The sequence below is a fragment of the Agromyces sp. S2-1-8 genome, assembly GCF_021129215.1.
GTDB lineage: Bacteria > Actinomycetota > Actinomycetes > Actinomycetales > Microbacteriaceae > Agromyces > Agromyces chromiiresistens.
Genome location: NZ_JAJOLP010000001.1, coordinates 2,825,674 through 2,847,285, shown reverse-complemented (window position 1 = coordinate 2,847,285; position 21,612 = coordinate 2,825,674). Strand labels below are relative to the sequence as shown.

At 69.8% G+C, this 21,612-nt stretch carries 22 protein-coding genes; 18 read left to right on the top strand and 4 right to left on the bottom strand.

Annotation, left to right across the window (positions count from 1 at the left end; all coding sequences use genetic code 11):
* Window positions 1-67 precede the first annotated feature (67 nt).
* The 11 genes from ftsZ to LR269_RS12970 all read left to right on the top strand — a co-directional run bounded on the left by ftsZ (window position 68) and on the right by LR269_RS12970 (window position 11,762).
* Window positions 68-1,285 carry a cell division protein FtsZ gene (gene ftsZ / locus LR269_RS13020; protein ID WP_231431196.1) on the top strand — a complete coding sequence of 406 codons (1,218 nt, stop codon included), beginning with the start codon at window positions 68-70 and terminating at the stop codon, window positions 1,283-1,285.
* 49 nt (window positions 1,286-1,334) lie between these two features.
* Window positions 1,335-2,006, top strand: coding sequence for a YggS family pyridoxal phosphate-dependent enzyme (locus LR269_RS13015; protein WP_231431195.1), 672 nt, complete (start codon window positions 1,335-1,337; stop codon window positions 2,004-2,006).
* 33 nt (window positions 2,007-2,039) lie between these two features.
* Complete coding sequence (locus tag LR269_RS13010; RefSeq protein ID WP_231431194.1) at window positions 2,040-2,537, top strand: cell division protein SepF; 498 nt, start codon at window positions 2,040-2,042, stop codon at window positions 2,535-2,537.
* A gap of 6 nt (window positions 2,538-2,543) precedes the next feature.
* Window positions 2,544-2,858: a YggT family protein gene (locus LR269_RS13005; protein WP_231431193.1), complete on the top strand. Its 315-nt coding sequence runs from the start codon at window positions 2,544-2,546 to the stop codon at window positions 2,856-2,858.
* Window positions 2,859-2,974: 116 nt separating this feature from the next.
* Window positions 2,975-3,646, top strand: a complete 672-nt coding sequence (locus LR269_RS13000) for a DivIVA domain-containing protein (RefSeq protein ID WP_231431192.1) — start codon at window positions 2,975-2,977, stop codon at window positions 3,644-3,646.
* The gene (lspA, locus tag LR269_RS12995; RefSeq protein WP_308191654.1) at window positions 3,636-4,280 is read left to right on the top strand and encodes a signal peptidase II; all 645 of its coding nucleotides are present in this window, start codon (window positions 3,636-3,638) and stop codon (window positions 4,278-4,280) included. Before LR269_RS13000 ends, lspA begins: the two co-directional genes overlap by 11 nt.
* Window positions 4,280-5,200, top strand: coding sequence for an RluA family pseudouridine synthase (locus LR269_RS12990; RefSeq protein WP_231431191.1), 921 nt, complete (start codon window positions 4,280-4,282; stop codon window positions 5,198-5,200). The genes lspA and LR269_RS12990 overlap by 1 nt, the downstream gene beginning before the upstream one ends.
* Window positions 5,201-5,278: 78 nt before the next feature.
* Window positions 5,279-8,809, top strand: a complete 3,531-nt coding sequence (gene dnaE / locus LR269_RS12985; RefSeq protein WP_374201122.1) for a DNA polymerase III subunit alpha — start codon at window positions 5,279-5,281, stop codon at window positions 8,807-8,809.
* A 47-nt stretch (window positions 8,810-8,856) separates the two neighbouring features.
* Window positions 8,857-10,167, top strand: a complete 1,311-nt coding sequence (gene hisD, locus LR269_RS12980) for a histidinol dehydrogenase (protein ID WP_231431190.1) — start codon at window positions 8,857-8,859, stop codon at window positions 10,165-10,167.
* Between the two features lie 31 nt (window positions 10,168-10,198).
* Window positions 10,199-10,672 (top strand): transcriptional regulator NrdR, encoded by a 474-nt coding sequence (gene nrdR / locus LR269_RS12975; protein ID WP_231431189.1) that lies wholly within the window; start codon window positions 10,199-10,201, stop codon window positions 10,670-10,672.
* A gap of 37 nt (window positions 10,673-10,709) precedes the next feature.
* Window positions 10,710-11,762: a quinone-dependent dihydroorotate dehydrogenase gene (locus LR269_RS12970; RefSeq protein ID WP_231431188.1), complete on the top strand. Its 1,053-nt coding sequence runs from the start codon at window positions 10,710-10,712 to the stop codon at window positions 11,760-11,762.
* A gap of 34 nt (window positions 11,763-11,796) precedes the next feature.
* Here LR269_RS12970 and LR269_RS12965 read toward each other — a convergent pair whose 3' ends face one another.
* Window positions 11,797-12,855 carry an App1 family protein gene (locus LR269_RS12965; protein ID WP_231431187.1) on the bottom strand — a complete coding sequence of 353 codons (1,059 nt, stop codon included), beginning with the start codon at window positions 12,853-12,855 and terminating at the stop codon, window positions 11,797-11,799.
* Window positions 12,856-12,956: 101 nt separating this feature from the next.
* Here LR269_RS12965 and LR269_RS12960 point away from each other — a divergent pair, with 101 nt between their 5' ends.
* The 5 genes from LR269_RS12960 to LR269_RS12940 all read left to right on the top strand — a co-directional run bounded on the left by LR269_RS12960 (window position 12,957) and on the right by LR269_RS12940 (window position 16,873).
* On the top strand, window positions 12,957-13,619 hold the full coding sequence (locus LR269_RS12960; RefSeq protein ID WP_231431186.1) for a TetR/AcrR family transcriptional regulator: 663 nt from the start codon (window positions 12,957-12,959) through the stop codon (window positions 13,617-13,619).
* Between the two features lie 95 nt (window positions 13,620-13,714).
* Entirely contained in the window at window positions 13,715-14,527 is an 813-nt protein-coding gene (locus LR269_RS12955) for an ABC transporter ATP-binding protein (protein ID WP_231431185.1), read from the top strand.
* The gene (locus tag LR269_RS12950) at window positions 14,524-15,210 is read left to right on the top strand and encodes an ABC transporter permease (RefSeq protein WP_231431184.1); all 687 of its coding nucleotides are present in this window, start codon (window positions 14,524-14,526) and stop codon (window positions 15,208-15,210) included. The genes LR269_RS12955 and LR269_RS12950 overlap by 4 nt, the downstream gene beginning before the upstream one ends.
* Entirely contained in the window at window positions 15,207-15,950 is a 744-nt protein-coding gene (locus LR269_RS12945; RefSeq protein ID WP_231431183.1) for an ABC transporter permease, read from the top strand. The genes LR269_RS12950 and LR269_RS12945 overlap by 4 nt, the downstream gene beginning before the upstream one ends.
* A complete protein-coding gene (locus LR269_RS12940; protein ID WP_231431182.1) occupies window positions 15,947-16,873 on the top strand; it encodes an ABC transporter substrate-binding protein in 927 nt (308 codons plus the stop codon). Before LR269_RS12945 ends, LR269_RS12940 begins: the two co-directional genes overlap by 4 nt.
* A gap of 22 nt (window positions 16,874-16,895) precedes the next feature.
* Here LR269_RS12940 and LR269_RS12935 read toward each other — a convergent pair whose 3' ends face one another.
* From LR269_RS12935 to LR269_RS12925, 3 genes are read right to left on the bottom strand one after another with little or no spacing between them, the layout of a single operon-like run.
* Window positions 16,896-17,684, bottom strand: a complete 789-nt coding sequence (locus LR269_RS12935; RefSeq protein ID WP_308191652.1) for a DedA family protein — start codon at window positions 17,682-17,684, stop codon at window positions 16,896-16,898.
* A gap of 34 nt (window positions 17,685-17,718) precedes the next feature.
* Window positions 17,719-18,693, bottom strand: a complete 975-nt coding sequence (locus LR269_RS12930; protein WP_231431181.1) for a M56 family metallopeptidase — start codon at window positions 18,691-18,693, stop codon at window positions 17,719-17,721.
* 2 nt (window positions 18,694-18,695) lie between these two features.
* Window positions 18,696-19,070: a BlaI/MecI/CopY family transcriptional regulator gene (locus LR269_RS12925; protein ID WP_231431180.1), complete on the bottom strand. Its 375-nt coding sequence runs from the start codon at window positions 19,068-19,070 to the stop codon at window positions 18,696-18,698.
* A gap of 111 nt (window positions 19,071-19,181) precedes the next feature.
* Here LR269_RS12925 and LR269_RS12920 point away from each other — a divergent pair, with 111 nt between their 5' ends.
* Window positions 19,182-20,594: a cytochrome ubiquinol oxidase subunit I gene (locus tag LR269_RS12920; protein ID WP_231431179.1), complete on the top strand. Its 1,413-nt coding sequence runs from the start codon at window positions 19,182-19,184 to the stop codon at window positions 20,592-20,594.
* 10 nt (window positions 20,595-20,604) lie between these two features.
* Window positions 20,605-21,609, top strand: a complete 1,005-nt coding sequence (cydB, locus tag LR269_RS12915) for a cytochrome d ubiquinol oxidase subunit II (protein WP_231431178.1) — start codon at window positions 20,605-20,607, stop codon at window positions 21,607-21,609.
* The last annotated feature ends 3 nt before the right edge of the window (window positions 21,610-21,612 follow it).

Sequence of the window (21,612 nt, the reverse complement as noted above, 5' to 3'; positions counted from 1 at the left end):
CATACTCAGCAAAACTTTAACCTTCGACTAGAGGTTCAGGGTTCAGAGTTCGCACGGAAGGCCGGACATGTCGACAAACCAGAACTACCTCGCCGTTATCAAGGTGGTCGGTATCGGCGGCGGCGGCGTCAACGCCGTCAACCGCATGATCGAACTCGGCCTGCGCGGAGTCGAATTCATCGCGATCAACACCGACGCACAGGCGCTGCTCATGAGCGACGCCGACGTCAAGCTCGACGTCGGCCGCGACCTGACGCGGGGTCTCGGCGCCGGCGCCGACCCCGAGGTCGGCCGTCGCGCCGCCGAGGACCACGCGGAGGAGATCGAGGAGGCGCTCGCGGGCGCCGACATGGTCTTCGTCACCGCGGGCGAGGGCGGCGGCACCGGCACGGGGGGTGCCCCGGTCGTCGCGCGCATCGCCAAGTCGATCGGCGCGCTCACCATCGGTGTCGTCACGAAGCCCTTCGGCTTCGAAGGCAAGCGGCGCCAGACGCAGGCCGAGCAGGGCGTCGCGCGCCTGAAGGAAGAGGTCGACACCCTCATCGTGGTGCCGAACGACCGTCTGCTCGAGATCAGCGACCGGGGCATCTCGATGCTCGAGGCGTTCTCGACCGCCGACCAGGTGCTCCTCGCCGGTGTGCAGGGCATCACCGACCTGATCACGACGCCCGGCCTCATCAACCTCGACTTCGCCGACGTCAAGTCGGTCATGCAGGGGGCCGGCTCGGCCCTCATGGGCATCGGCTCGTCGAGAGGCGCCGACCGCGCGATCAAGGCCGCCGAACTCGCGGTCGCGAGTCCGCTGCTCGAGGCGTCGATCGACGGAGCGCACGGTGTGCTGCTCTCGATCCAGGGCGGCTCGAACCTCGGCATCTTCGAGATCAACGACGCCGCCCGCCTCGTGCAGGAGGCCGTGCACCCCGAGGCGAACATCATCTTCGGCGCCGTCATCGACGACACCCTCGGCGACGAGGTGCGCGTGACCGTCATCGCCGCCGGCTTCGACGGCGGTGAGCCCAATGCCAAGCCCGTCGAGGCGCGCCGCTCGAACTTCGTGCCGGCGGCGGCCGCGGCGGTCGGCGTGCCGGTCGCGGCCGGCGGGGCGGCCCTCGGCGAGTCGCTGAGCGATGAAGCGGCCGACGTCATCGCGGAGATCGACATCGACGAACTCGTGGAGACCGCCAATTGGGGCGAGGCGTCGACGTCGACCGCCGACCAGATCGTGACCGACCCGGCATTCGACGACGGAGACGACGACCTCGACATCCCCGACTTCCTGAAGTGAGCGGAGCTTCTCGAGTGCGCGCGGCACGGACGGGCCGGGGGCGAGCCGCGTGAGCGGGCTCGGTTTCCGGCTCGCCGCCGTGCAGGCGGCGATCTCGGACGCCGCGGCCGACGCCGGCCGCGAGGCATCCGAGATCACGACCATCGTGGTCACGAAGTTCCAGCCCGCCTCGCTCGTGCGCGATCTCGCGACCCTCGGCGTGCGCGACGTGGGGGAGAACCGCCACCAGGAGGCTCAGGCGAAGGCCGCCGAGCTCGCGGAGCTCGGCCTGCACTGGCACTTCATCGGCCAGCTGCAGAGCAAGAAGGCACGGCAGGTCCGCACCTACGCGTCGGCCATACACTCGATCGACCGGCGTGCGCTCGTCGACGTGCTGCGCTCCGACGAGACCTCCGTCGACTGCTTCGTGCAGGTGAACCTCACGGATGATCCGGGCCGCGGCGGCGTCGCCCCGGCGGAGCTCGAGGCGCTCGTCGAGCACGTGCTCGAGACCCCCGGCCTCGTGCTGCGCGGGTTGATGGCGGTGGCGCCGCTCGACGAGCCGGCACGGCCCGCCTTCGCCCGCGTCCGCGAGCTCTCCGAGCGCGTCGTGCGCCTCGCGCCCGACGCGACCGACCTGTCCATGGGGATGAGCCACGATTTCCGCGACGCGATCTTGGAGGGTGCGACACACCTCCGGATCGGAACGGCAATCACCGGGAACCGGCCGACCGCCGGTTAGCCTCGAAGAGACGGAACACAGACGGAGGCATCGATGTCGAACCCGCTCAAGAAGACCATGGTCTACCTCGGACTCGCCGATGAGGAGCTCGAGGAGGAGGCGCCGCACGCCGCCGCCTCGCCGGGCCCCGCAGCTGCGGCTCCCGCCCCGGTCGTCCACGCGGCGCCCGCACCGGCGCCGAAGATCGGGGCTGCAGTCACGCCGCTCCGTAAGCACCACGTACAGCCGAGCACCCCGCAGGTGGAGATGAACGAGATCCTGACCGTGCACCCGCGCCAGTACCGTGACGCGCAGGTGATCGCCGAGTCCTTCCGCGAGGGAGTCCCCGTGATCATCAACCTCTCGCAGATGTCCGACGGCGACGCCCGTCGGCTCATCGACTTCGCCAGCGGCCTCTCGCAGGGTCTCTACGGCAAGATCGAGCGCGTCACGAGCAAGGTGTTCCTGCTGTCGCCGTCGCACGTCGTCGTCTCGGGCGAGAGCGGCGACGCCGAGGGCGACGTCGACGCGTCGTTCTTCACGCACGCGTAGCCGTCGGTGGGCGCGCTCTCGATCGTCTGGAACGTCCTCTACGCACTGCTGCTCATCTACTTCTTCGTGATGTGGGGGCGGTTCGTGCTCGATCTCGTGCGGACGTTCAACCGCTCCTGGCGGCCACGCGGGTTCTGGCTCGTGGTGGTCGAGGCCGTGTATTCCGTCACCGATCCGCCGGTCAGGTTCTTCCGCCGTGTCATCCCGCCGATCCGCATCGGCCAGGTCGCACTCGATCTCGGGTGGAGCCTGGCCATGCTGGTCGTCATCGTCGCCATGACCGTCGTGTCGTGGCTGGCCGCGGCGTCCGCCGTCGGCTGAGCATCTCCTGCGAGCGTGACCGGTGAAGTCGAACGCGGCTCACGACTCGCAGTCGGTGTTTGCTACCGTTAGCAGAACGTGATCGAACCGTTCGACAGATTTGAGGGTGGGAAGCCATGGCGCTAACTCCGGAAGATGTGGTCAACAAGCGCTTCCAGGCGACGAAGTTCCGGGAGGGCTACGACCAGGACGAGGTCGACGACTTCCTCGATGAGGTGGTCGTCGAGCTGCGCCGGCTGAACCAGGAGAACGACGAGCTTCGCCAGCGCGTCGCCGCCGCCGAGGCTCGCGCCGCCGAGGCCGCGAGTGCCCCGGCCCCGGCCGCTCCCGCGCCCGCCGCCGTCTACACGGAGCCCGCCGCACCGCCGCCCACGGTCGCCGTGCCGACGCAGCCGGCAGCGCCGCAGTCCGAGCTCGACGAGCAGACGTCGACGACGAACCTGCTCCAGCTCGCCCGCCGCCTCCACGAGGAGCACGTGCGCGAGGGCATCGAGAAGCGCGATGCGCTCATCGCCGAGGGTCACGCGACCGCGGCGCGCGTCGTCGCCGAGGCCGAAGCCAAGCAGCGTCAGCAGATGGGCATCCTCGACCAGGAGCGCGTGGCGCTCGAGAAGCGCGTCGACGAGTTGCGCACGTTCGAACGCGACTACCGCGCCAAGCTGAAGAGCTACATCGAGGGTCAGCTGCGCGAGCTCGACACCGCCGCCCCGGTGCAGGTGTCGGGCAACCAGGGCTTCTCGGCCCCCGCCGAGCAGCCTGCTCCGACCTTCCAGGGCTTTGGCGGCTGAGCGGGCCGCGAAGGTCGGCACCACCACCGCCCTGCTGGTCCTGGCCGGCGCCGCACTCGCGGCGTACGGCCTCGACCAGTTGAGCAAGTTCCTCGTCGTCTCGAACCTCACCGAAGGCGAGGTCGTGCCGGTGCTGGGCTCCGTGCTCCAGTGGCAGTTCGTGCGGAACCCCGGCGCGGCGTTCTCGCTCGCGAGCGGCATGACCTGGATCTTCACGATCCTCGCAGCGACCGTCATCACGTTCATCATCTGGTTCTCCCGCCGTATCCGCTCCGTCGCGTGGGCGCTCGTGTTCGGGCTCCTGCTCGGCGGGGTGCTCGGCAACCTGACCGACCGGCTCTTCCGAGAGCCGAGCTTCGGGCTCGGGCACGTGATCGACTTCATCTCGACGCCATGGCTGCTGCCGGCGATCTACAACGTCGCCGACATGGCGATCGTGTCGAGCATGGTGCTGTTCATGATCCTCACCATCCGCGGTGTCGGGCTCGACGGCACGCGCGAGACGCGCGCGCCGAAGACCGACCGGGCGGATGCCTCCGGAACGACCGCGCTCGACGGCGACGCTCCGTCGGGCGAGACCACGGCCGCGGGCGACGCCGACGGGCCGCGTGCGGCCGCCGTCGCCGAGGCCTGATGGAACATCGCTCGCTGCCCGTGCCCGACGGGCTCGACGCCACGAGGGTCGACGCCGGCCTCGCGAAGCTGCTCGGCTTCTCCCGCACGCTGGCGGCGGAGATCGCGGAGTCCGGCGGCGTGCTCCTCGACGGCGTCGTCGTCGGCAAGTCCGATCGCCTGCGCGCCGGCAGCTGGCTCGAGGTGAGCTGGGAGCCGCCGCGCACCCTCGCCGTCGAACCGATCGCGGTTCCCGAGCTCGGCATCGTGCACGACGACGACGATCTCGTCGTCGTCGACAAGCCGGCGGGCGTCGCCGCGCACCCCTCGCTCGGCTGGAACGGCCCGACGGTCGTCGGCGCGCTGGCCGCGGCCGGGTTCCGCATCTCGACGTCGGGCGCGCCCGAACGACAGGGTGTGGTGCACCGCCTCGATGCCGGGACGAGCGGCCTCATGGTCGTGGCGAAGTCCGAGCGCGCCTACACGGAGCTCAAGCGGCAGTTCCACGACCGCGAGGTCGAGAAGATCTACCACACGGTCGTGCAGGGGCACCCCGACCCGCTCGCCGGCACGATCGACGCGCCGGTCGGTCGCCACCCGCGGTCGGAGTGGAAGTTCGCCGTGACCGCCGACGGCAAGCACGCCGTCACGCACTACGAGACGATCGAGGCGTTCCCGTACGCCTCGCTCCTCGAGGTGCACCTCGAGACCGGCCGAACGCACCAGATCCGCGTGCACATGGCGGCGCAGCGCCACCCCTGCGCGGGCGACGCGATGTACGGTGCCGACCCGACGCTCTCGGCACGTCTCGGACTCACGCGGCAGTGGCTGCACGCGCACGAGCTCTCGCTCACGCACCCGGGCACGGGGGAGTGGACGACGTTTTCCTCCGCCTACCCGGCCGACCTCGCGCACGCGCTCGACGTGCTCCGCGGCGACTGACCTCCGACCCGCGAACGACACGCCGACGAGCGTCACCGGGTCGCCGTACACTCGAAGCACCGACCCAGATCCACCCCGATGAGGAGCCCCGTGGCCGCCGATTCATTCGTCCATCTGCACGTGCATTCCGAGTACTCGATGCTCGACGGCGCAGCTCGAGTGGGTGAGCTGATCAAGGCGGCCCAGGGGTACGAGATGCCGGCGGTGGCGGTCACCGACCACGGCAACGTGTTCGGCGCCTACGACTTCTGGAAGCAGGCGACCGACGCCGGCATCAAGCCGATCATCGGCACCGAGGCGTACCTGACGCCCGGCACCCATCGCAGCGACAAGACCCGCATCCGTTGGGGCAACGGCGGCGGCGACGACGTCTCCGGCTCGGGCGCCTACACGCACATGACCCTCCTGTCGGAGACGACCGAGGGCATGCACAACCTCTTCCGCCTCTCGAGCCGCGCGTCGATCGAGGGGTACTACTTCAAGCCGCGCATGGACCGCGAGCTCCTGCAGACCTACTCGAAGGGGCTCATCGCGACGACCGGCTGCCCCTCCGGCGAGGTGCAGACGCGCCTCAGGCTCGGACAGTACGACGAGGCGGTCAAGGCGGCGGCCGAGTTCCGCGACATCTTCGGGGCCGACAACTTCTTCTGCGAGATCATGGACCACGGCCTCGGCATCGAGAAGCGCATCATGACCGACCTGCTGCGCCTCGCGAAAGACCTGGGCCTGCCGCTCGTCGCGACGAACGACCTCCATTACACGCATGCGCACGACGCCAAGAGCCACGCTGCGCTGCTGTGCGTGCAGTCGGGCTCGACGCTCGACGACCCCAACCGGTTCAAGTTCGACGCCGACGACTTCTACCTGAAGACCGCGGCCGAGATGCGACAGATCTTCCGCGACCACCCCGAGGCGTGCGACAACACGCTCGCGATCGCCGAGCGCTGCGACGTGCAGTTCAACACGAGCGCGAACTACATGCCGCGATTCCCGGTGCCCGAGGGCGAGAACGAAGAGAGCTGGTTCGTGAAGGAGGTCGAGAAGGGCCTCCACCTCCGGTACCCGAACGGCATCCCGGCCGACGTGCGCAAGCAGGCCGACTACGAGGTCGGCGTCATCAGCCAGATGGGTTTCCCGGGCTACTTCCTCGTCGTCGCCGACTTCATCAACTGGTCGAAGGAGCACGGCATCCGGGTCGGACCGGGCCGAGGGTCGGGCGCAGGTTCGATGGCGGCCTACGCGATGAAGATCACCGACCTCGACCCGCTGCAGCACGGTCTCATCTTCGAGCGCTTCCTGAACCCCGACCGCGTCTCGATGCCCGACTTCGACGTCGACTTCGACGAGCGTCGTCGCGGCGAGGTCATCAAGTACGTGACCGAGAAGTACGGCGAAGAGCGGGTCGCGCAGATCGTCACGTACGGCACGATCAAGGCGAAGCAGGCGCTGAAGGACTCGGGGCGCGTGCTCGGCTTCCCGTTCTCGATGGGCGAGAAGCTCACGAAGGCGATGCCGCCCGCGGTCATGGGCAAGGACATTCCGCTCACCGGCATCTTCGACAAGAACCACCCGCGCTACAAAGAGGCGGGCGACATCCGCGCGATCGTCGAGACCGACCCCGAGGCCAAGACCGTCTTCGAGACGGCGCTCGGCATCGAGAACCTGAAGCGCCAGTGGGGCGTGCACGCGGCCGGCGTGATCATGTCGAGCGACCCGCTCATCGACATCATCCCGATCATGAAGCGCGAGCAGGACGGGCAGATCGTCACGCAGTTCGACTACCCGGCGTGCGAGTCGCTCGGCCTCATCAAGATGGACTTCCTGGGGCTGCGCAACCTCACGATCATCGACGACGCGCTCGACAACATCGAGGCGAACCGCGGCTTCCGGCCGGTGCTCGAAGACCTCGCCCTCGACGACCCCGAGGCCTACGCCCTCCTCTCGCGGGGCGACACGCTCGGGGTGTTCCAGCTCGACGGCGGGCCGATGCGTTCGCTCCTGCGCCTCATGAAGCCCGACAACTTCGAGGACATCTCCGCCGTCATCGCGCTCTACCGCCCGGGCCCGATGGGAGCGAACTCGCACACGAACTACGCGCTGCGCAAGAACGGCCTGCAGGAGATCACGCCGATCCACCCCGAGTTCGCCGAGTCGCTGAAGGACATCCTCGACACGAGCTACGGCCTCATCATCTACCAGGAGCAGGTGATGGCGATCGCCCAGCGGGTCGCCGGGTTCTCGCTCGGCCAGGCCGACATCCTTCGGCGCGCGATGGGCAAGAAGAAGAAGTCCGAGCTCGACAAGCAGTACGAGGGCTTCTCGGCGGGCATGAAGTCGAACGGGTACTCCGATGAGGCGATCGGCAAGCTGTGGGAGATCCTGCTGCCGTTCTCCGACTACGCGTTCAACAAGGCCCACTCGGCGGCGTACGGCGTGCTCAGCTACTGGACGGCGTACCTCAAGGCCCACTTCCCGGCCGAGTACATGGCGGCCCTCCTCACGAGCGTCGGCGACGCCCGCGACAAGCTCGCCCTCTACCTCAACGAGTGCCGCCGCATGGGCATCAAGGTGCTCCCGCCCGACGTGAACGAATCGATCGGATTCTTCGCCGCCGTCGGCGACGACATCCGCTTCGGCCTCGGTGCGGTGCGGAACGTCGGCTTCAACGTCGTCGACGCGATCCGCGGCGCCCGTGAGAAGGAGGGGCGGTTCGAGTCGTTCCACGACTTCCTGAAGAAGGTGCCGATCCCCGTCGCGAACAAGCGCACGGTCGAGTCGCTCGTGAAGGCGGGGGCCTTCGATTCGCTCGGCCACACGCGTCGCTCGCTCGTCGAGATCCACGAGGGCGCCGTCGAGTCGGCCGTGAAGGAGAAGCGCGCCGAGGAGAACGGCGACGTCGGGTTCGACTTCGACAGCCTCTTCGACGAGCACGAGAAGGAGGCCGCGCCCTCGCTGGTCCCCGACCGGCCCGAATGGACGAAGAAGGACAAGCTCGCCTTCGAGCGCGAGATGCTCGGGCTCTACGTGTCCGACCATCCGCTGGCCGGCCTCGAGGTGCCGCTCGCCAAGCACGCCTCGACGACGATCACCGACCTCATGGGATCCGACTCCACGCAGGACGGCGACACGGTCACCGTCGCGGGCCTCGTCACGAGCGTGCAGCACCGTATCGCCAAGGCCTCGGGCAACCAGTACGGCATGATCCAGGTCGAGGACTTCTCGGGCGAGATCACCGTCATGTTCATGGGCAAGGCCTACCAGGAGTTCGCACCGGGCCTGCAGGCCGACACGATCGCCGTGGTACGGGGCCGGGTCAGCATGCGCGACGACGGCATGAACCTGCACGCCTTCAGCGTCTTCACGCCCGACCTCGGCCAGGGCGAAGAGAGCGGCCCGGTCATGATCTCGCTGCCCGACCAGCGGGCGACGACCGAGACGATCACCGCCCTCGGCGAGGTGCTGAGCCGGCATCGAGGCGATACCGAGGTGCGGCTGAAGCTCGTGCGCGGGCGGTCCGCACGCGTCTTCGAGCTGCCGTACCCGGTGAACGTGAGCGCCGACTTCTACGGCGAGCTCAAGAGCCTGCTCGGCCCGAACTGCCTCGTGTGACGCCGGCCCGCCGGGCGGCGGGCGCCGCTCGGTAGGCTTGAGCCACCATGCTGCGAACGATCGACCTCCGCGCGACCCGCCCATCGACGAGCGAACTGCTCGCGCTCGTGCCCCGGGCGGCGACCGACGTGTCGGCCGCGCTCGAGCCCGCGCGCGCCCTCATCGAGGCCGTCCGAGCGCATGGCGAGTCGGCGCTCCTGGAGCAGGCCGAGCGCTTCGACCGGGTGACTCCGCCGTACGTGCGAGTGCCCGCCGACGAGCTCGCAGCTGCGCGCGACGGCCTCGCGCCCGAGATCCGGGCCGCGGCCGAACGCACGATCGAGCGGGTGCGCGCCGCGAGCTCCGCCCAGGTGCCCGCCGCCCGGCGCACCGAGCTCGGTGCGGGCGCCGTCATCGAGCAGCGCTGGCAACCGGTCGGCAGGGTCGGCCTGTACGTGCCGGGCGGCAAGGCCGTCTACCCTTCGAGCGTCGTCATGAACGTCGTGCCCGCACAGGCGGCCGGCGTCGCATCGATCGCGCTCGCCTCGCCGCCGCAGGCGGAGTTCGGCGGGCGCGTGCACCCGACGATCGCGGGCGTCGCCGCCCTGCTCGGCATCACCGAGGTCTACGCGATGGGCGGCGCCGGCGCGATCGGTGCCTTCGCGTACGGCGTGCCCGCCCTCGGGCTCGAGCCGGTGCAGCTCGTCACCGGGCCCGGCAACGTCTACGTCGCGGCGGCCAAGCGGGTCGTCCACGGGGTCACCGGCATCGACGCGGAAGCGGGACCGACCGACATCCTCGTCATCGCCGATGATGCGGCTGACGCCGATTTCGTGGCCGCCGACCTCATCAGCCAGGCGGAACACGACGAGCTCGCCGCTGCGGTGCTCGTGACCGATTCGCCCGCGTTCGCCGAGCGGGTGCTCGACCGGCTCGCGGCGCGATCGGCCGCGACGAAGCACGGCGACCGCGTGCACCAGTCGCTCACCGGCGCGCAGTCGGCGCTCGTCCTCGTCGACGACCTCGAGCAGGCGGCGGCGTTCGCGAACGCCTTCGGGCCCGAGCACCTCGAGATCCAGGTCCGCGACGCCGACGCCGTGCTCGCCCGCATCGAGAACGCGGGTGCGATCTTCATCGGCCCCTACTCGCCGGTGAGCCTCGGCGACTACGCCGCCGGCTCGAACCACGTGCTGCCGACCGGCGGTCAGGCCCGTTTCGCGGCGGGATTGTCGGCCGCGACCTTCCTGCGTCCGCAGCAGGTCGTGCGCTACGACGAGGCCGCGCTGCGCGAGGTCGCCCCGGTGATCGCCGCCCTCTCGACCGAGGAGGACCTGCCTGCTCACGGCGAGGCCGTGGCGGCTCGCTTCGACGCGGAGTGAGGCGCCCGCGCGCCGCTAGGCTGGGGTCACCATGTACTGTCCCTTCTGCCGCCACCCCGATTCGCGCGTCATCGACTCCCGCACGAGCGACGACGGACTGTCGATCCGCCGCCGCAGGCAGTGCCCCGAGTGCGGGCGTCGGTTCTCGACGACCGAGACGGCGAGCCTCGTCGTCATGAAGCGCTCGGGTGTCGTCGAGCCGTTCAGCCGCGAGAAGGTCGTGCTGGGCGTCAAGAAGGCGTGCCAGGGTCGCCCGGTGACCGATTCCGACCTCGCGGTGCTCGCGCAGAAGGTCGAGGAGACGATCCGTTCGACCGGTGCGTCGCAGATCGAGGCGAACGACATCGGCCTCGCCATCCTTCCGCCGCTCCGCGAGCTCGACGAGGTGGCGTACCTGCGCTTCGCGAGCGTCTACCAGGCGTTCGAGTCGCTCGACGACTTCGAGGCGGCGATCGAGCAGTTGCGCGAGGAGCACGGCCGGTTGCCCGCCCGGCCGGTCGAGTGACGTCGCCGTGCCTCGCGACGGGTACCCTGAATCCGGCATGTATCGACTCCTCTTCTCCCTCTTCCTCACGAAGCTCGACCCCGAAGACGCGCACCACCTCGCGTTCAGCGTGATCCGGGGCCTGCCGACGCTCGGCCTCGGACGGCTCGTCGAGCGGTTCACCGCCCCCGACCCGTCACTCGCGGTCGAGACGCTCGGGCTCCGATTCCCGTCGCCGTTCGGCGTGGCCGCGGGTTTCGACAAGGACGCTCGCGCGGTCATCGGTCTCGGCCAGCTCGGCTTCGGGCATGTCGAGGTCGGCACGATCACGGCGATCGCGCAACCGGGCAACGAGCGGCCGCGCCTCTTCCGGCTGGTGAAGGACCGGGCGCTCATCAACCGCATGGGGTTCAACAACGGCGGGGCGGATGCTGCGGCCGGTCGCCTCTCGCGGCTGTCGCGCCGCTCGCACCGGCCCGTGCTCGGTGTCAACATCGGCAAGAGCCGGGTGACCGCCGTCGAGGACGCCGTGGGCGACTACGTGCGCAGCGCGAAGCTGCTCGCCCCGTACGCCGACTACCTCGTGGTCAACGTGAGCTCTCCGAACACACCCGGCCTCCGTGGGCTGCAGGAGCTCGACGCCCTCGCACCGCTCCTCGAGACCGTGCGCGAGGCCGCGGGAACCACCCCGCTCCTCGTGAAGATCGCGCCCGACCTCGCCGACTCGGAGGTGGAGCGCATCTGCGAGCTCGTCGTGCGGCTCGGCCTCGACGGCATCATCGCCACGAACACGACGATCTCCCGCGAGGGACTCACGACCGAGGCATCCGCGATCGAAGCCATCGGTGCCGGCGGCCTCTCGGGTGCCCCGCTCGCCGCCCGCTCGCTCGAGGTGCTGCGCGTCGTGCGCCGCAGCGTGCCCGACGACCTGTGCGTGATCTCGGTCGGCGGCGTCGAGACGGCCGCCGATGTGCAGGACCGGCTCGACGCAGGTGCGACGCTCGTGCAGGGGTACTCGGCCTTCATCTACCGCGGGCCCTTGTGGGCGCGGCAGGTCAACCGCGGACTCGCGTCGTTCCGGCGGTCTCGCGACCGGGCGGTCGCCCGCTAGCGCTCCGACCAGGTGTGCGCGACGAGCGGAGCGCTCAGACGACGCCGACCTCGGCGAGCCGATCGGCGATCGTCGAGCCGTCGCTCGCCGAGACCCATGGCACGTCGGTGCCGTGCTCCTCGGCCTTGGTGCGTCCGCCGGCGAGCACGGCCTCACCGGTCGAGAGCCGGCGGATCGCGATCGCGGCGACGCGATCGGGATGCTCGGCGGCGAAGCGGGCGTAGAGCTCCTCGTCGTGCTGGCCGTCGTCGCCGATGAGCAGCCAGCGCACGTTCGGGAACTCCTCGGCGAGGCGACGGAGATTCTCGGCCTTGTGCTCGCGGCCGCTGCGGAACCAGCGATCGTGAGTCGGGCCCCAGTCGGTCAGGAGCAGCGGGCCGGCGGGGAACAGGTTGCGCGAGAGGAAGCGCGTGAGGGTGGGTGCGACGTTCCACGCGCCCGTCGACAGGTAGATGACGGGGGAGCCGGGGTGCGAGCGGGCGAGCCGCTCGAACAGGACGGCCATGCCGGGCGTGGGGATGCGTGCGTGCTCGTCGAGCACGAACGTGTTCCAAGCGGCGACGAGCGGGCGGGGGAGCGCCGTCACCATGACGGTGTCGTCGACATCGGAGATGATGCCGAAGTCGACGTCGGGACCGACGATGCGGATCGGCGCCTCGACGGGCTCGGCGCCCTCGGTGCTGAGGGTGGCACGGTGCCAGCCGGGCGCGAGCGACGCCGGCACGGTCGTGTCGACGACGCCGCCGCGGTCGGCGAGCACCTCGATGCGCTGGCCGCCGACGTCGATGACGACCGGAACGTCGCCGACCGGCACGCTCGTGAAGCTGCGCCAGCCCCGGATGCCCTGTTCGCCGCGCTTGCGGCGGCGCTTCGAGCGTTCGTCGGCGGCCACCGGCTTCGACAGCAGCACGCGGCAGAACACGCGCACCCATTCGGTCGAGCCGTATCCCGTGTACGGCACGACGGTCGGCACATGCCCGCGACGACGGGCGCCGCGGGAGCGCACGTCGTGGAACCAGTCCTCGATGCGCGCGGCGCGATGCCGGACCTGGCGCTCTCGAGAACCGTGCGGGGTGGGGGAGCTCGCCGGCATCCACTCAGTCTGTCATGCACGGGGGACACGTCGCGAAACGGCGGGTGCACGCCCGGGCGTTCGACGCCCGGTAGAGTGGTCCGAGCAACTGAGGAGGTTCCGTGCCGAACATCGACCTGATCCTCGGGGCCGATCCGAGCCGGAGGCGCTCGGTCCGCACCGAGCCGACGCAGCGTCGGTCCAGCCAGCGCCTCGACGCGCTGCTCGATGCTGCCGCCGAGATCGTCGACGAATCGGGGTTCGAGCGCCTGACGACCCAGATGGTCGCCGAGCGCGCAGGCGCCTCGATCGGCACGGTGTACCGCTACTTCCCCGACCGCGTCGCCGTGCTCTACGCGCTGCGCGAGCGCTCGGTGCACCGGTTCCGCGAGCGGGTCGCTGACGAGATGGCGCGCACGACGCTCGAGTCGTGGTGGACGGTCGTCGACGTCGCGCTCGACGTCAGCGCCAAGATGTACGCCGGCGAGCCCGGGTTCAGCGTCGTGCACGCCGCGCAGCGCGAGCTCGCCGAAGGCGATGTCGAGCCCGAGTTCGCGCACCGCATGGCCCGGCTCATCGAGGCCGAGTTCGGCGGCGAGGGCGACCAGGCGGAGCTGCGGTTCCGCCTCGGGGTGGCGATGGAGATCGGCGACGCCCTCATCAGCCGTGCGTACGAGCGATCGGTCGACGGCGACGAGCGGTACCTCGCCGAGGCGAAGCGTCTCGTGCACGACTACCTCGCCGAGCACCTCGGACGGGCCCTCTCCGCGTCCTCAGCCGCCTGACGACTCGCGGGGCGCCCCGTTGCGCTCCGGGCGCGATCGGTGTTTGGCTTGAAGCTGCACATGGCAGCGAACGCCGACGACGGGATTGAGCCAGCATGATCGAGTTCCGCGGCGTGTCCAAGCGCTTCCCCGACGGCACGCTCGCCGTCTCGGACGTCGACATCGTCATTCCGCCGCGCAAGACGACGGTGCTGGTCGGCTCGTCGGGGTCGGGCAAGACCACGCTCCTGCGCATGATCAACCGCATGGTCGACCCGACCGGCGGCCAGGTGCTCATCGACGGCACGGATGTCGCGACCGTCGATCCGGTCGTGCTGCGACGCGGCATCGGCTACGTGATGCAGAACTCCGGGCTGCTGCCGCATCGCAAGGTGATCGACAACGTGGCGACCGTGCCGCTCCTCCGCGGCGTCCGCAAGCGCGAGGCGCACGCGCGGGCGCTCGAACTGCTCGACACCGTCGGCCTCGACCGTTCGCTCGCCGACAAGTACCCGAGCCAGCTCTCGGGCGGTCAGCAGCAGCGCGTCGGCGTCGCCCGCGGGCTCGCGGTCGACCCGAACATCCTCCTCATGGACGAACCGTTCGGAGCGGTCGACCCGATCGTCCGTTCGGAGCTGCAGCAGGAACTGCTCCGCCTGCAGGGCGAACTGGGCAAGACGGTCGTGTTCGTCACCCACGACATCGACGAGGCCTTCCTCCTCGGCGACCAGGTCGTGATCATGCAGCAGGGCGGACACATCTCGCAGGCCGCGTCACCCGCGGAGATCCTCGCGAACCCGGCCGACGACTTCGTCGCCGACTTCGTCGGGGCGAACCGGGGCAAGCGCGTGCTGCACGTGACCGAGGTCGACGGTCGGCGCGTGGTCGTCGACGACGACGGGCGTGCGGCGGGAGTGCTCGCCTCGTGAAGTGGCTCTGGTCGAACCTCGACCTGGTCGGCGAGCTCACCCTCGTGCACCTGGCATTGTCGGTGCCCGCGATCATACTGAGCTTCGTGATCTCCGTTCCGATCGGCTGGGTCGCGCACCGGTACCGGTGGTCGCGCGGCGTGCTGCTGTCGCTGTGCGGCCTGCTGTACGCGATCCCGTCGCTCGCGCTGCTCATCGCGCTGCCGATCTTCACCGGGCAGCGCACGACCTCGCCGATCAACCTCGTCGTCGCGCTGACCCTCTACGGCATCGCCGTGATCGTTCGCACCGCGGCCGACGCCTTCGATGCCGTCGAGCCAGACGTCCGCCAGTCCGCCACCGCGATCGGGTACGCGTCGTTCAGCCGGTTCTGGGGCGTCGAACTCCCGCTCGCGGGTCCCGTGCTGCTCTCCGGCATCCGGGTCGTCATCGTGAGCACGGTGAGCCTCGCGACGATCGGCGCCGTCACCGGCGTGCAGAGCCTCGGCAGTCTGTTCACCGACGGTCTGCAACGCGGGATCCAGGCCGAGATCATCACCGGCATCGTCGTCACGATGGCTCTCGCCATCGGGCTCGACTGGGCGAGTGTGGCCATCGGGCGCCTGGTCATGCCCTGGTGGCGGCCGAGCCGGGCGCAACGACGCCGCAGCCTCGAGCGGGTCGAGCAGGTGGACGCCTCGTGAACCTCCTGCTCGAAGCGGTTGCCTGGATCCTCGACCCCGCCCACTGGACGGGCCCCGGGAGCATTCCCGAGCGGATCGCGCAGCACCTCGTGATCTCGGCGATCGTGCTCGTCATCGCGGCACTCATCGCGCTTCCGCTCGGCGGGCTCGTGGGGCACACCGGTCGCGGCCGCGAACTCGCCGTGATGGTCTCCGGCGGCCTGCGCGCGTTGCCGACGCTCGGTCTGCTGACGCTCGTCGGGCTGTGGCTCGGCATCGGGCTCTCCGCTCCGATCATCGCGCTCGTCGTGCTGGCGCTGCCGCCATTGCTCGCCGGGGCCTACTCGGGTTTCGAGAGCGTCGATCGCCGAACCGTCGATGCCGCACGCGCGATGGGCATGCGCGAGCGCCAGGTCGTGAGCAAGGTCGAGGTGCCGCTCGGCATGCCGATCATCGTCGGCGGCGTCCGATCGGCCACGCTGCAGATCGTCGCGACGGCGACGCTCGCCGCATACATCGCGAACTTCGGGCTCGGCCGCTTCATCTTCGAGGGTCTCAAGACGCGCGACTACGCCGAGATGCTCGGCGGCTCGATCCTCGTCATCCTCCTCGCACTCGTCGTCGACGGGTGCTTCGCCATCATCCAGCGGGTCGTCGTACCCGCCGGCGTGCGGGCCGCCCGCACGCGCGAACCTCGCTCACGACCGACCCGGTCGCGAGCGACCGTGGGGCAACCCATCCAGGAAGGGAACCAGTCATGATCACAGCAGGAAAAGGCCGGCTCGTCGCACTCGCGGCGGTCGCGGTCGGGGCGACAGTGGCCCTGGCAGGGTGCGCATCGAGCGATCCGCTCGACAGCGGATCGGGCGAGACCGACGGCGGCGGCGAGACGCTCGTCGTCGGGTCGCAGGACTACTACTCGAACGAGATCATCGCCGAGCTCTACGCGCAGGCGCTCGAAGCCAACGGGTTCACCGTCGAGCTGCAGCCGCGCATCGGCCAGCGCGAGGTCTACATGCCCGAGATCGAGAGCGGGAGCATCGACGTCTTCCCCGAGTACACGGGCAACCTGCTCCAGTACTACGTCCCCGACACCACGGCGACGACGGCCGACGACGTGTACGCCGAGCTCGAGACCTCGCTGCCCGAGGGGCTGCGCGTCCTCGACCAGTCGCCCGCGACCGACCAGGACTCGTACAACGTGACCAAGGAGTTCTCCGAGCAGAACGACGTCACGAGCCTCGCCGACCTCGCGAAGGTGACCACGCCGCTGACGCTCGGCGGCAACTCGGAGCTCGCGACCCGGCCGTACGGGCCGGAGGGGCTGAAGTCGGTCTACGGCGTCGACGTCGCGTTCACGCCGATCGAGGACTCGGGCGGCCCGCTGACGCTGAAGGCCCTGCAGGACGGCGACGTGCAGCTCGTCAACATCTTCAGTGCGAACCCCGCGATCGCGACGAGCGACCTCGTGACCCTCGAAGACCCCGAGGGCCTGTTCCTCGCGTCGAACGTCGTGCCCGTCGTCAGCGAGAAGGTCGACGACAAGGCCGCCGAGGTCATCAACACGGTGAGCGCGGCACTGACCGCCGACGAGCTCGTCGCCCTCAACGCGAAGAGCGTCGACGACCAGGAGTCGGCCGAGCAGATCGCGAGCGACTGGCTCGCCGAGCAGTCGCTCTTCTGAGTACCGGCGGCTGCGACCGCCGTCAGCGGTCGGAGCCGAGACGCGAGGGGCCGGGTGTCGAGGGATCCGGCCCCTCGCCGTCGGCACGGTCGTCGTGCGTCCGGCGGTCAGGGGCGAACGCGGTCGGAGCCACCGGCGCGGTGTCGAGTGCCCCGGAGTCGTCGGACGCCTCCGCCGCCTCCATGTGCTTCGCCTCCGAGCGGACGATGAGCTTCTTCGCGAGCCACACGAGCGCCAGGAAGACGACGATGACGCCGACGAAGAGGTAGCCCGCCCAGTGCAGCTGGCGGCTCAGCTCCCGGTAGCTGCCGGCGGCGAGCCATCCGACGGTGACATAGGCGAACGCCCACAGGACGCACGCCGGAAGCGTCCATGCGATGAAGCGGCGGTAGCGCATCGTGCTCATGCCCACGGTCAGCGGGATGAGCGAGTGCAGGATCGGCAGGAACCGCGAGATGAAGATCGCCGGCCCGCCTCGACGGTCGAGGTAGCGCTGTGCGCGATGCCAGTGGTCCTCGCCGATGCGCCGGCCGAGGCGCGAGTGCAGCAGGTGCGGGCCGAACCAGTGGCCGATGCCGAAGCCGATGCTCTCGCCGATGAGTGCGCCGATGATCACGGCGAACGCGAGCGCGAAGTACTGCGCGAGGTCCTCGACCCCCGTCGCGGCGACGAGCACGATGGTGTCGCCGGGCACCACCAGGCCGATCAGCACGCTCGTCTCGAGCATGATCCCGACTCCCGCGAGGAGCGTCCTGACGACGGGGTCGACCGATTGCACGGTGTTCAGGATCCAGTCGAGGATCTCGTTCATCGTTCGAGCGTATCGATCGCGGCGTGCGCGCGCGTCAGACCGGCGTCGTATTCGTCAGGACGAGGGCGTACGCCAGTAGGGGGATCGCGACGAGCGCGATCGAGGCCGCGACCACGAGCGGCCGTGAGGGTGCGGGCACTGCACGACGGGGTGCGGGGCCGCCGCGACCGTCGCGGGCCGGGGTCGTGCCGTCGAGCCTCGCGAGACGCGCCTCGAGCATGTCGGCGTCGGCGATGACGCCGTCGTCGCCGAGCCCGGCCGGGCCCGCGTCGGCGCCGACGACGAGCATGGCGCCGCGCAGCGCGTCGTCGCCGGCGACGCGGCGTGCCCGGTCATCGGCGAGCATCTCCGCGAGGAGGATCACGGCGCGCTCCGAGCGGTTCGCGATCGGGAACCACGGCAGTGCGCTGTGCCAGGCGCGGAAGGCGAGCAGCACGAGGTGATGGAGCTGGTCGAGGTGGGCGCGCTCGTGAGCGATCACCGCGGCGAGCTCGGCCGGGCTCAGCGCGTCGACGAGACCGTCGGTCAGCACGGTCGCCGTGCGGATGCCGGGCACGCAGTAGGCGAGCGGGGTCGGGTGCGCGAGCACGCGGGTGCTGGGTTGGCCCGGCATCGGGTCGCCGAGCAGGGCGATGAGCTGGTGCTGGCGCCGTCGCTCGCGTTCGGCGCGAACAGCGGTGAGGGCGAGGTTCAGCGCGAGGTGCAGGGCGAGACCGGCGGCGAGCGTGATGGCGGCGAGCTCGAGCACGTCGAACTCCGGCGGGATCGGGCCGGTGAGGAGCACGGGTACGAGGGCGTTCCAGGCGCCGACGAGCGAGCCGGCGGGCGCCGCGCCGTAGACGAGGAGGCAGCCGATCATCGAGAGTCCGCCGGCGATCGCGATCGACTGCCAGAGCACGAGGGCGGCAGCCGGCGATCGCGACGGCCAGGCGGCGCGCGAGAGCGCGACCGGGATCGGCCAGGCCAGCGCGAAGGCGAGCACGCCGAGCACCGCGGCGACGGCGAGCATCGTCAGTGGTGCGCGAGCTCGTCGAGGAGCCGGCGGAGCGTCGCGGCCTCGCCGTCGCTCACCGTGCCGACGAAGCGGGCGAGGGCGGCGTCACGGTCGCTCGCGCGGTCGAGCACCTCGTGCATGAGCTCCGCCGTGTGCTCTTCTCGGGAGAGCAGCGCCTGGTAGTGGTGCGGACGGCGCTCGCGCGTGCGGCTCACGAAGCCCTTGCGCTCGAGCCGCGAGAGCACCGTCAGCACGGTCGTGGTCGCCACCGTGCGGCCGGAATCGCCGCCGCGCACGGCCAGCGCGTCGCGCAGCTCATTCGCTGTGAGCGCGACGTCGCTCGACCAGAGCACCTCCATCACGGAGCGCTCGAGATCTCCGAGACTCGCCATGCATCCAGAGTACCGCCGTCGGCGGGATTGTTCTACGCTGTGTAGAAGCAAAGTTTTACGCTTTGTAGAAGAATCTCACCGAGATGTTCGGACTCCGCGAAAGGGGTATCCGTGAACGAGCTGCTCGATCCGTTGCTGCTCGCCCGATGGCAGTTCGGGTTGACCACCGTCTATCACTTCCTGTTCGTACCGATCACGATCGGTCTCGCGACGACGGTCGCGATCTTCCAGACCGCGTGGTACCGCACGGGCAAGACCCAGTACCTGCAGGTGACCCGGTTCTTCGGGTCGATCTTCCTCATCAACTTCGCCATGGGCGTCGTGACGGGCATCGTGCAGGAGTTCCAGTTCGGCATGAACTGGTCGGAGTACTCGCGGTTCGTCGGCGACGTCTTCGGCGCACCGCTCGCCCTCGAGGGCCTGCTCGCGTTCTTCTTCGAGGCGACGTTCATCGGCCTCTGGATCTTCGGCTGGGACAAACTGCCCCGCGGCATCCACCTCGCCACCATCTGGTGCACCGCGGTCGGCACGATCGTCTCGGCCTACTTCATCATCGCCGCGAACGCCTTCATGCAGAACCCGGTCGGGTACGAGATGAACGCCGAGAAGGGCCGCGCGGAACTCGTCGACATCTGGGCGCTCCTGACGAACCCCGTCGCCCTCGCCGCGTTCCCGCACACGATCGCCGCGAGCTTCATGGTCGCGGCCGGCCTCATCATCAGCGCGAGCGCGTGGCACCTCGCGCGCAACCAGCACCTCGACTCGATGCGCCCGGCCCTGAAGTTCGGCCTGTGGCTCATGGTCGGCTCGGGGATCCTGACGACCCTCTTCGGCGACCAGCTGAGCCTCGCGATGGTCGCGACCCAGCCGATGAAGATGGCGGCCGCCGAAGCCACCTACGACACGGTCTGCGGGGCCGACGCGTCGTTCTCGCTGTTCACGCTCGGCACCCCCGACGGCACGACCGAGCTCTTCTCGATCCGGGTGCCCTACGTGCTCTCTCTGCTGTCGACGCACACCTTCGACGGCTGCGTCGAAGGCATCAACGATCTGCAGGCCGACTACCAAGCCCTCTACGGCCCCGGCGACTACGCGCCGATCATCTGGGTCACGTACTGGGCGTTCCGCTGGATGATCGGCCTCGGCATGCTGCACGTGCTCGTCGCGGTCGTCGGCCTGTGGCTCACCCGCAAGGGCCGGATGCCTCGGCAGAAGTGGGTCTGGAAGATCGCGATCTGGAGCTTCCCGCTCTCGCTCGCCGCGATGATCGTCGGCTGGATCTTCACCGAGATGGGTCGCCAACCCTGGATCGTGTTCAGCCTGCTGCCGACCGAGTCGGCGGTCTCGCCGAACGTCACCGGGCTCGACGTCCTCATCTCGCTCGTCGCGTTCACGCTCATCTACGGCGCGCTCGCGGTCGTCGAGGTGCGGCTCGTGATCCGCGCCATCAAGCAGGGGCCGCCCGAGATCGGCGAGCCCGACCCCGAATCGGGCCGCGTCGAGCCCGCCGCAACGGTCTACTGAGGAGACGGACATGGATCTCTCAACGCTCTGGTTCTGGATCGTGGCCTTCCTCTTCGTCGGCTACTTCGTGCTCGACGGCTTCGACTTCGGCATCGGCATGTCGCTGCCGTTCCTCGGCAGGGACGACACCGACCGACGGGTGCTCATCAACACCATCGGCCCGGTCTGGGACCTCAACGAGACGTGGGTCATCGTCGCCGGGGCATCCCTGTTCGCCGCCTTCCCCGAGTGGTACGCGACCCTGTTCTCGGGGTTCTACCTGGCGCTCCTGCTCATCCTGCTCGCGCTCATCGCCCGCGGCGTCTCGTTCGAGTACCGCCACCAGCGCCCCGAGTCGAAGTGGAAGGCCTGGTTCGACGGCATGATCGTCGTCGGCTCCGCGGTGCCGGCGCTGCTCTGGGGTGTGGCCTTCGCGAACATCGTGCAGGGCGTGCCGCTCGATGCCGACCACAACTACACGGGCACGCTGTTCGACCTGCTGAACCCGTACGCCCTGCTCGGCGGGCTCACGACGCTCCTCCTGTTCTTCACGCACGGGGTGGTGTTCGCCTCGCTCAAGACCGAGGGCGACCTGCGCGCGCGTGCGCGCAGGCTCGCCACGCGCGCGGGCGTCGTCACGATCGTCGTCGCGGCCGCCTTCCTGCTGTGGACCGGGCTCGCGTTCGGCACTCCCTGGTTCTGGATCCTGGCGGGGATCGCGGCCGTCGCGCTCGTCGGCGGCTGGATCGCGAACCTGCGAGGTGCCGAAGGAGTCGCGTTCGCGCTGCTCGCGATCACCGTCGCCGCCGCAGTGCTCGCGCTGTTCGCGTCGCTCTTCCCCGACGTGATGCCCGCGTCGAACGATCCGGCGAACAGCCTGACGATCGAGAACGCCTCGTCGACGCCGTACACGCTCACGGTCATGAGCTGGGTGGCGCTGATCTTCCTGCCGCTCGTGCTCGCCTACCAGGCGTGGACGTACTGGATCTTCCGCAAGCGGGTGAGCCGCGCGCACGTCGAGGCGGCCGCCCACTGACGA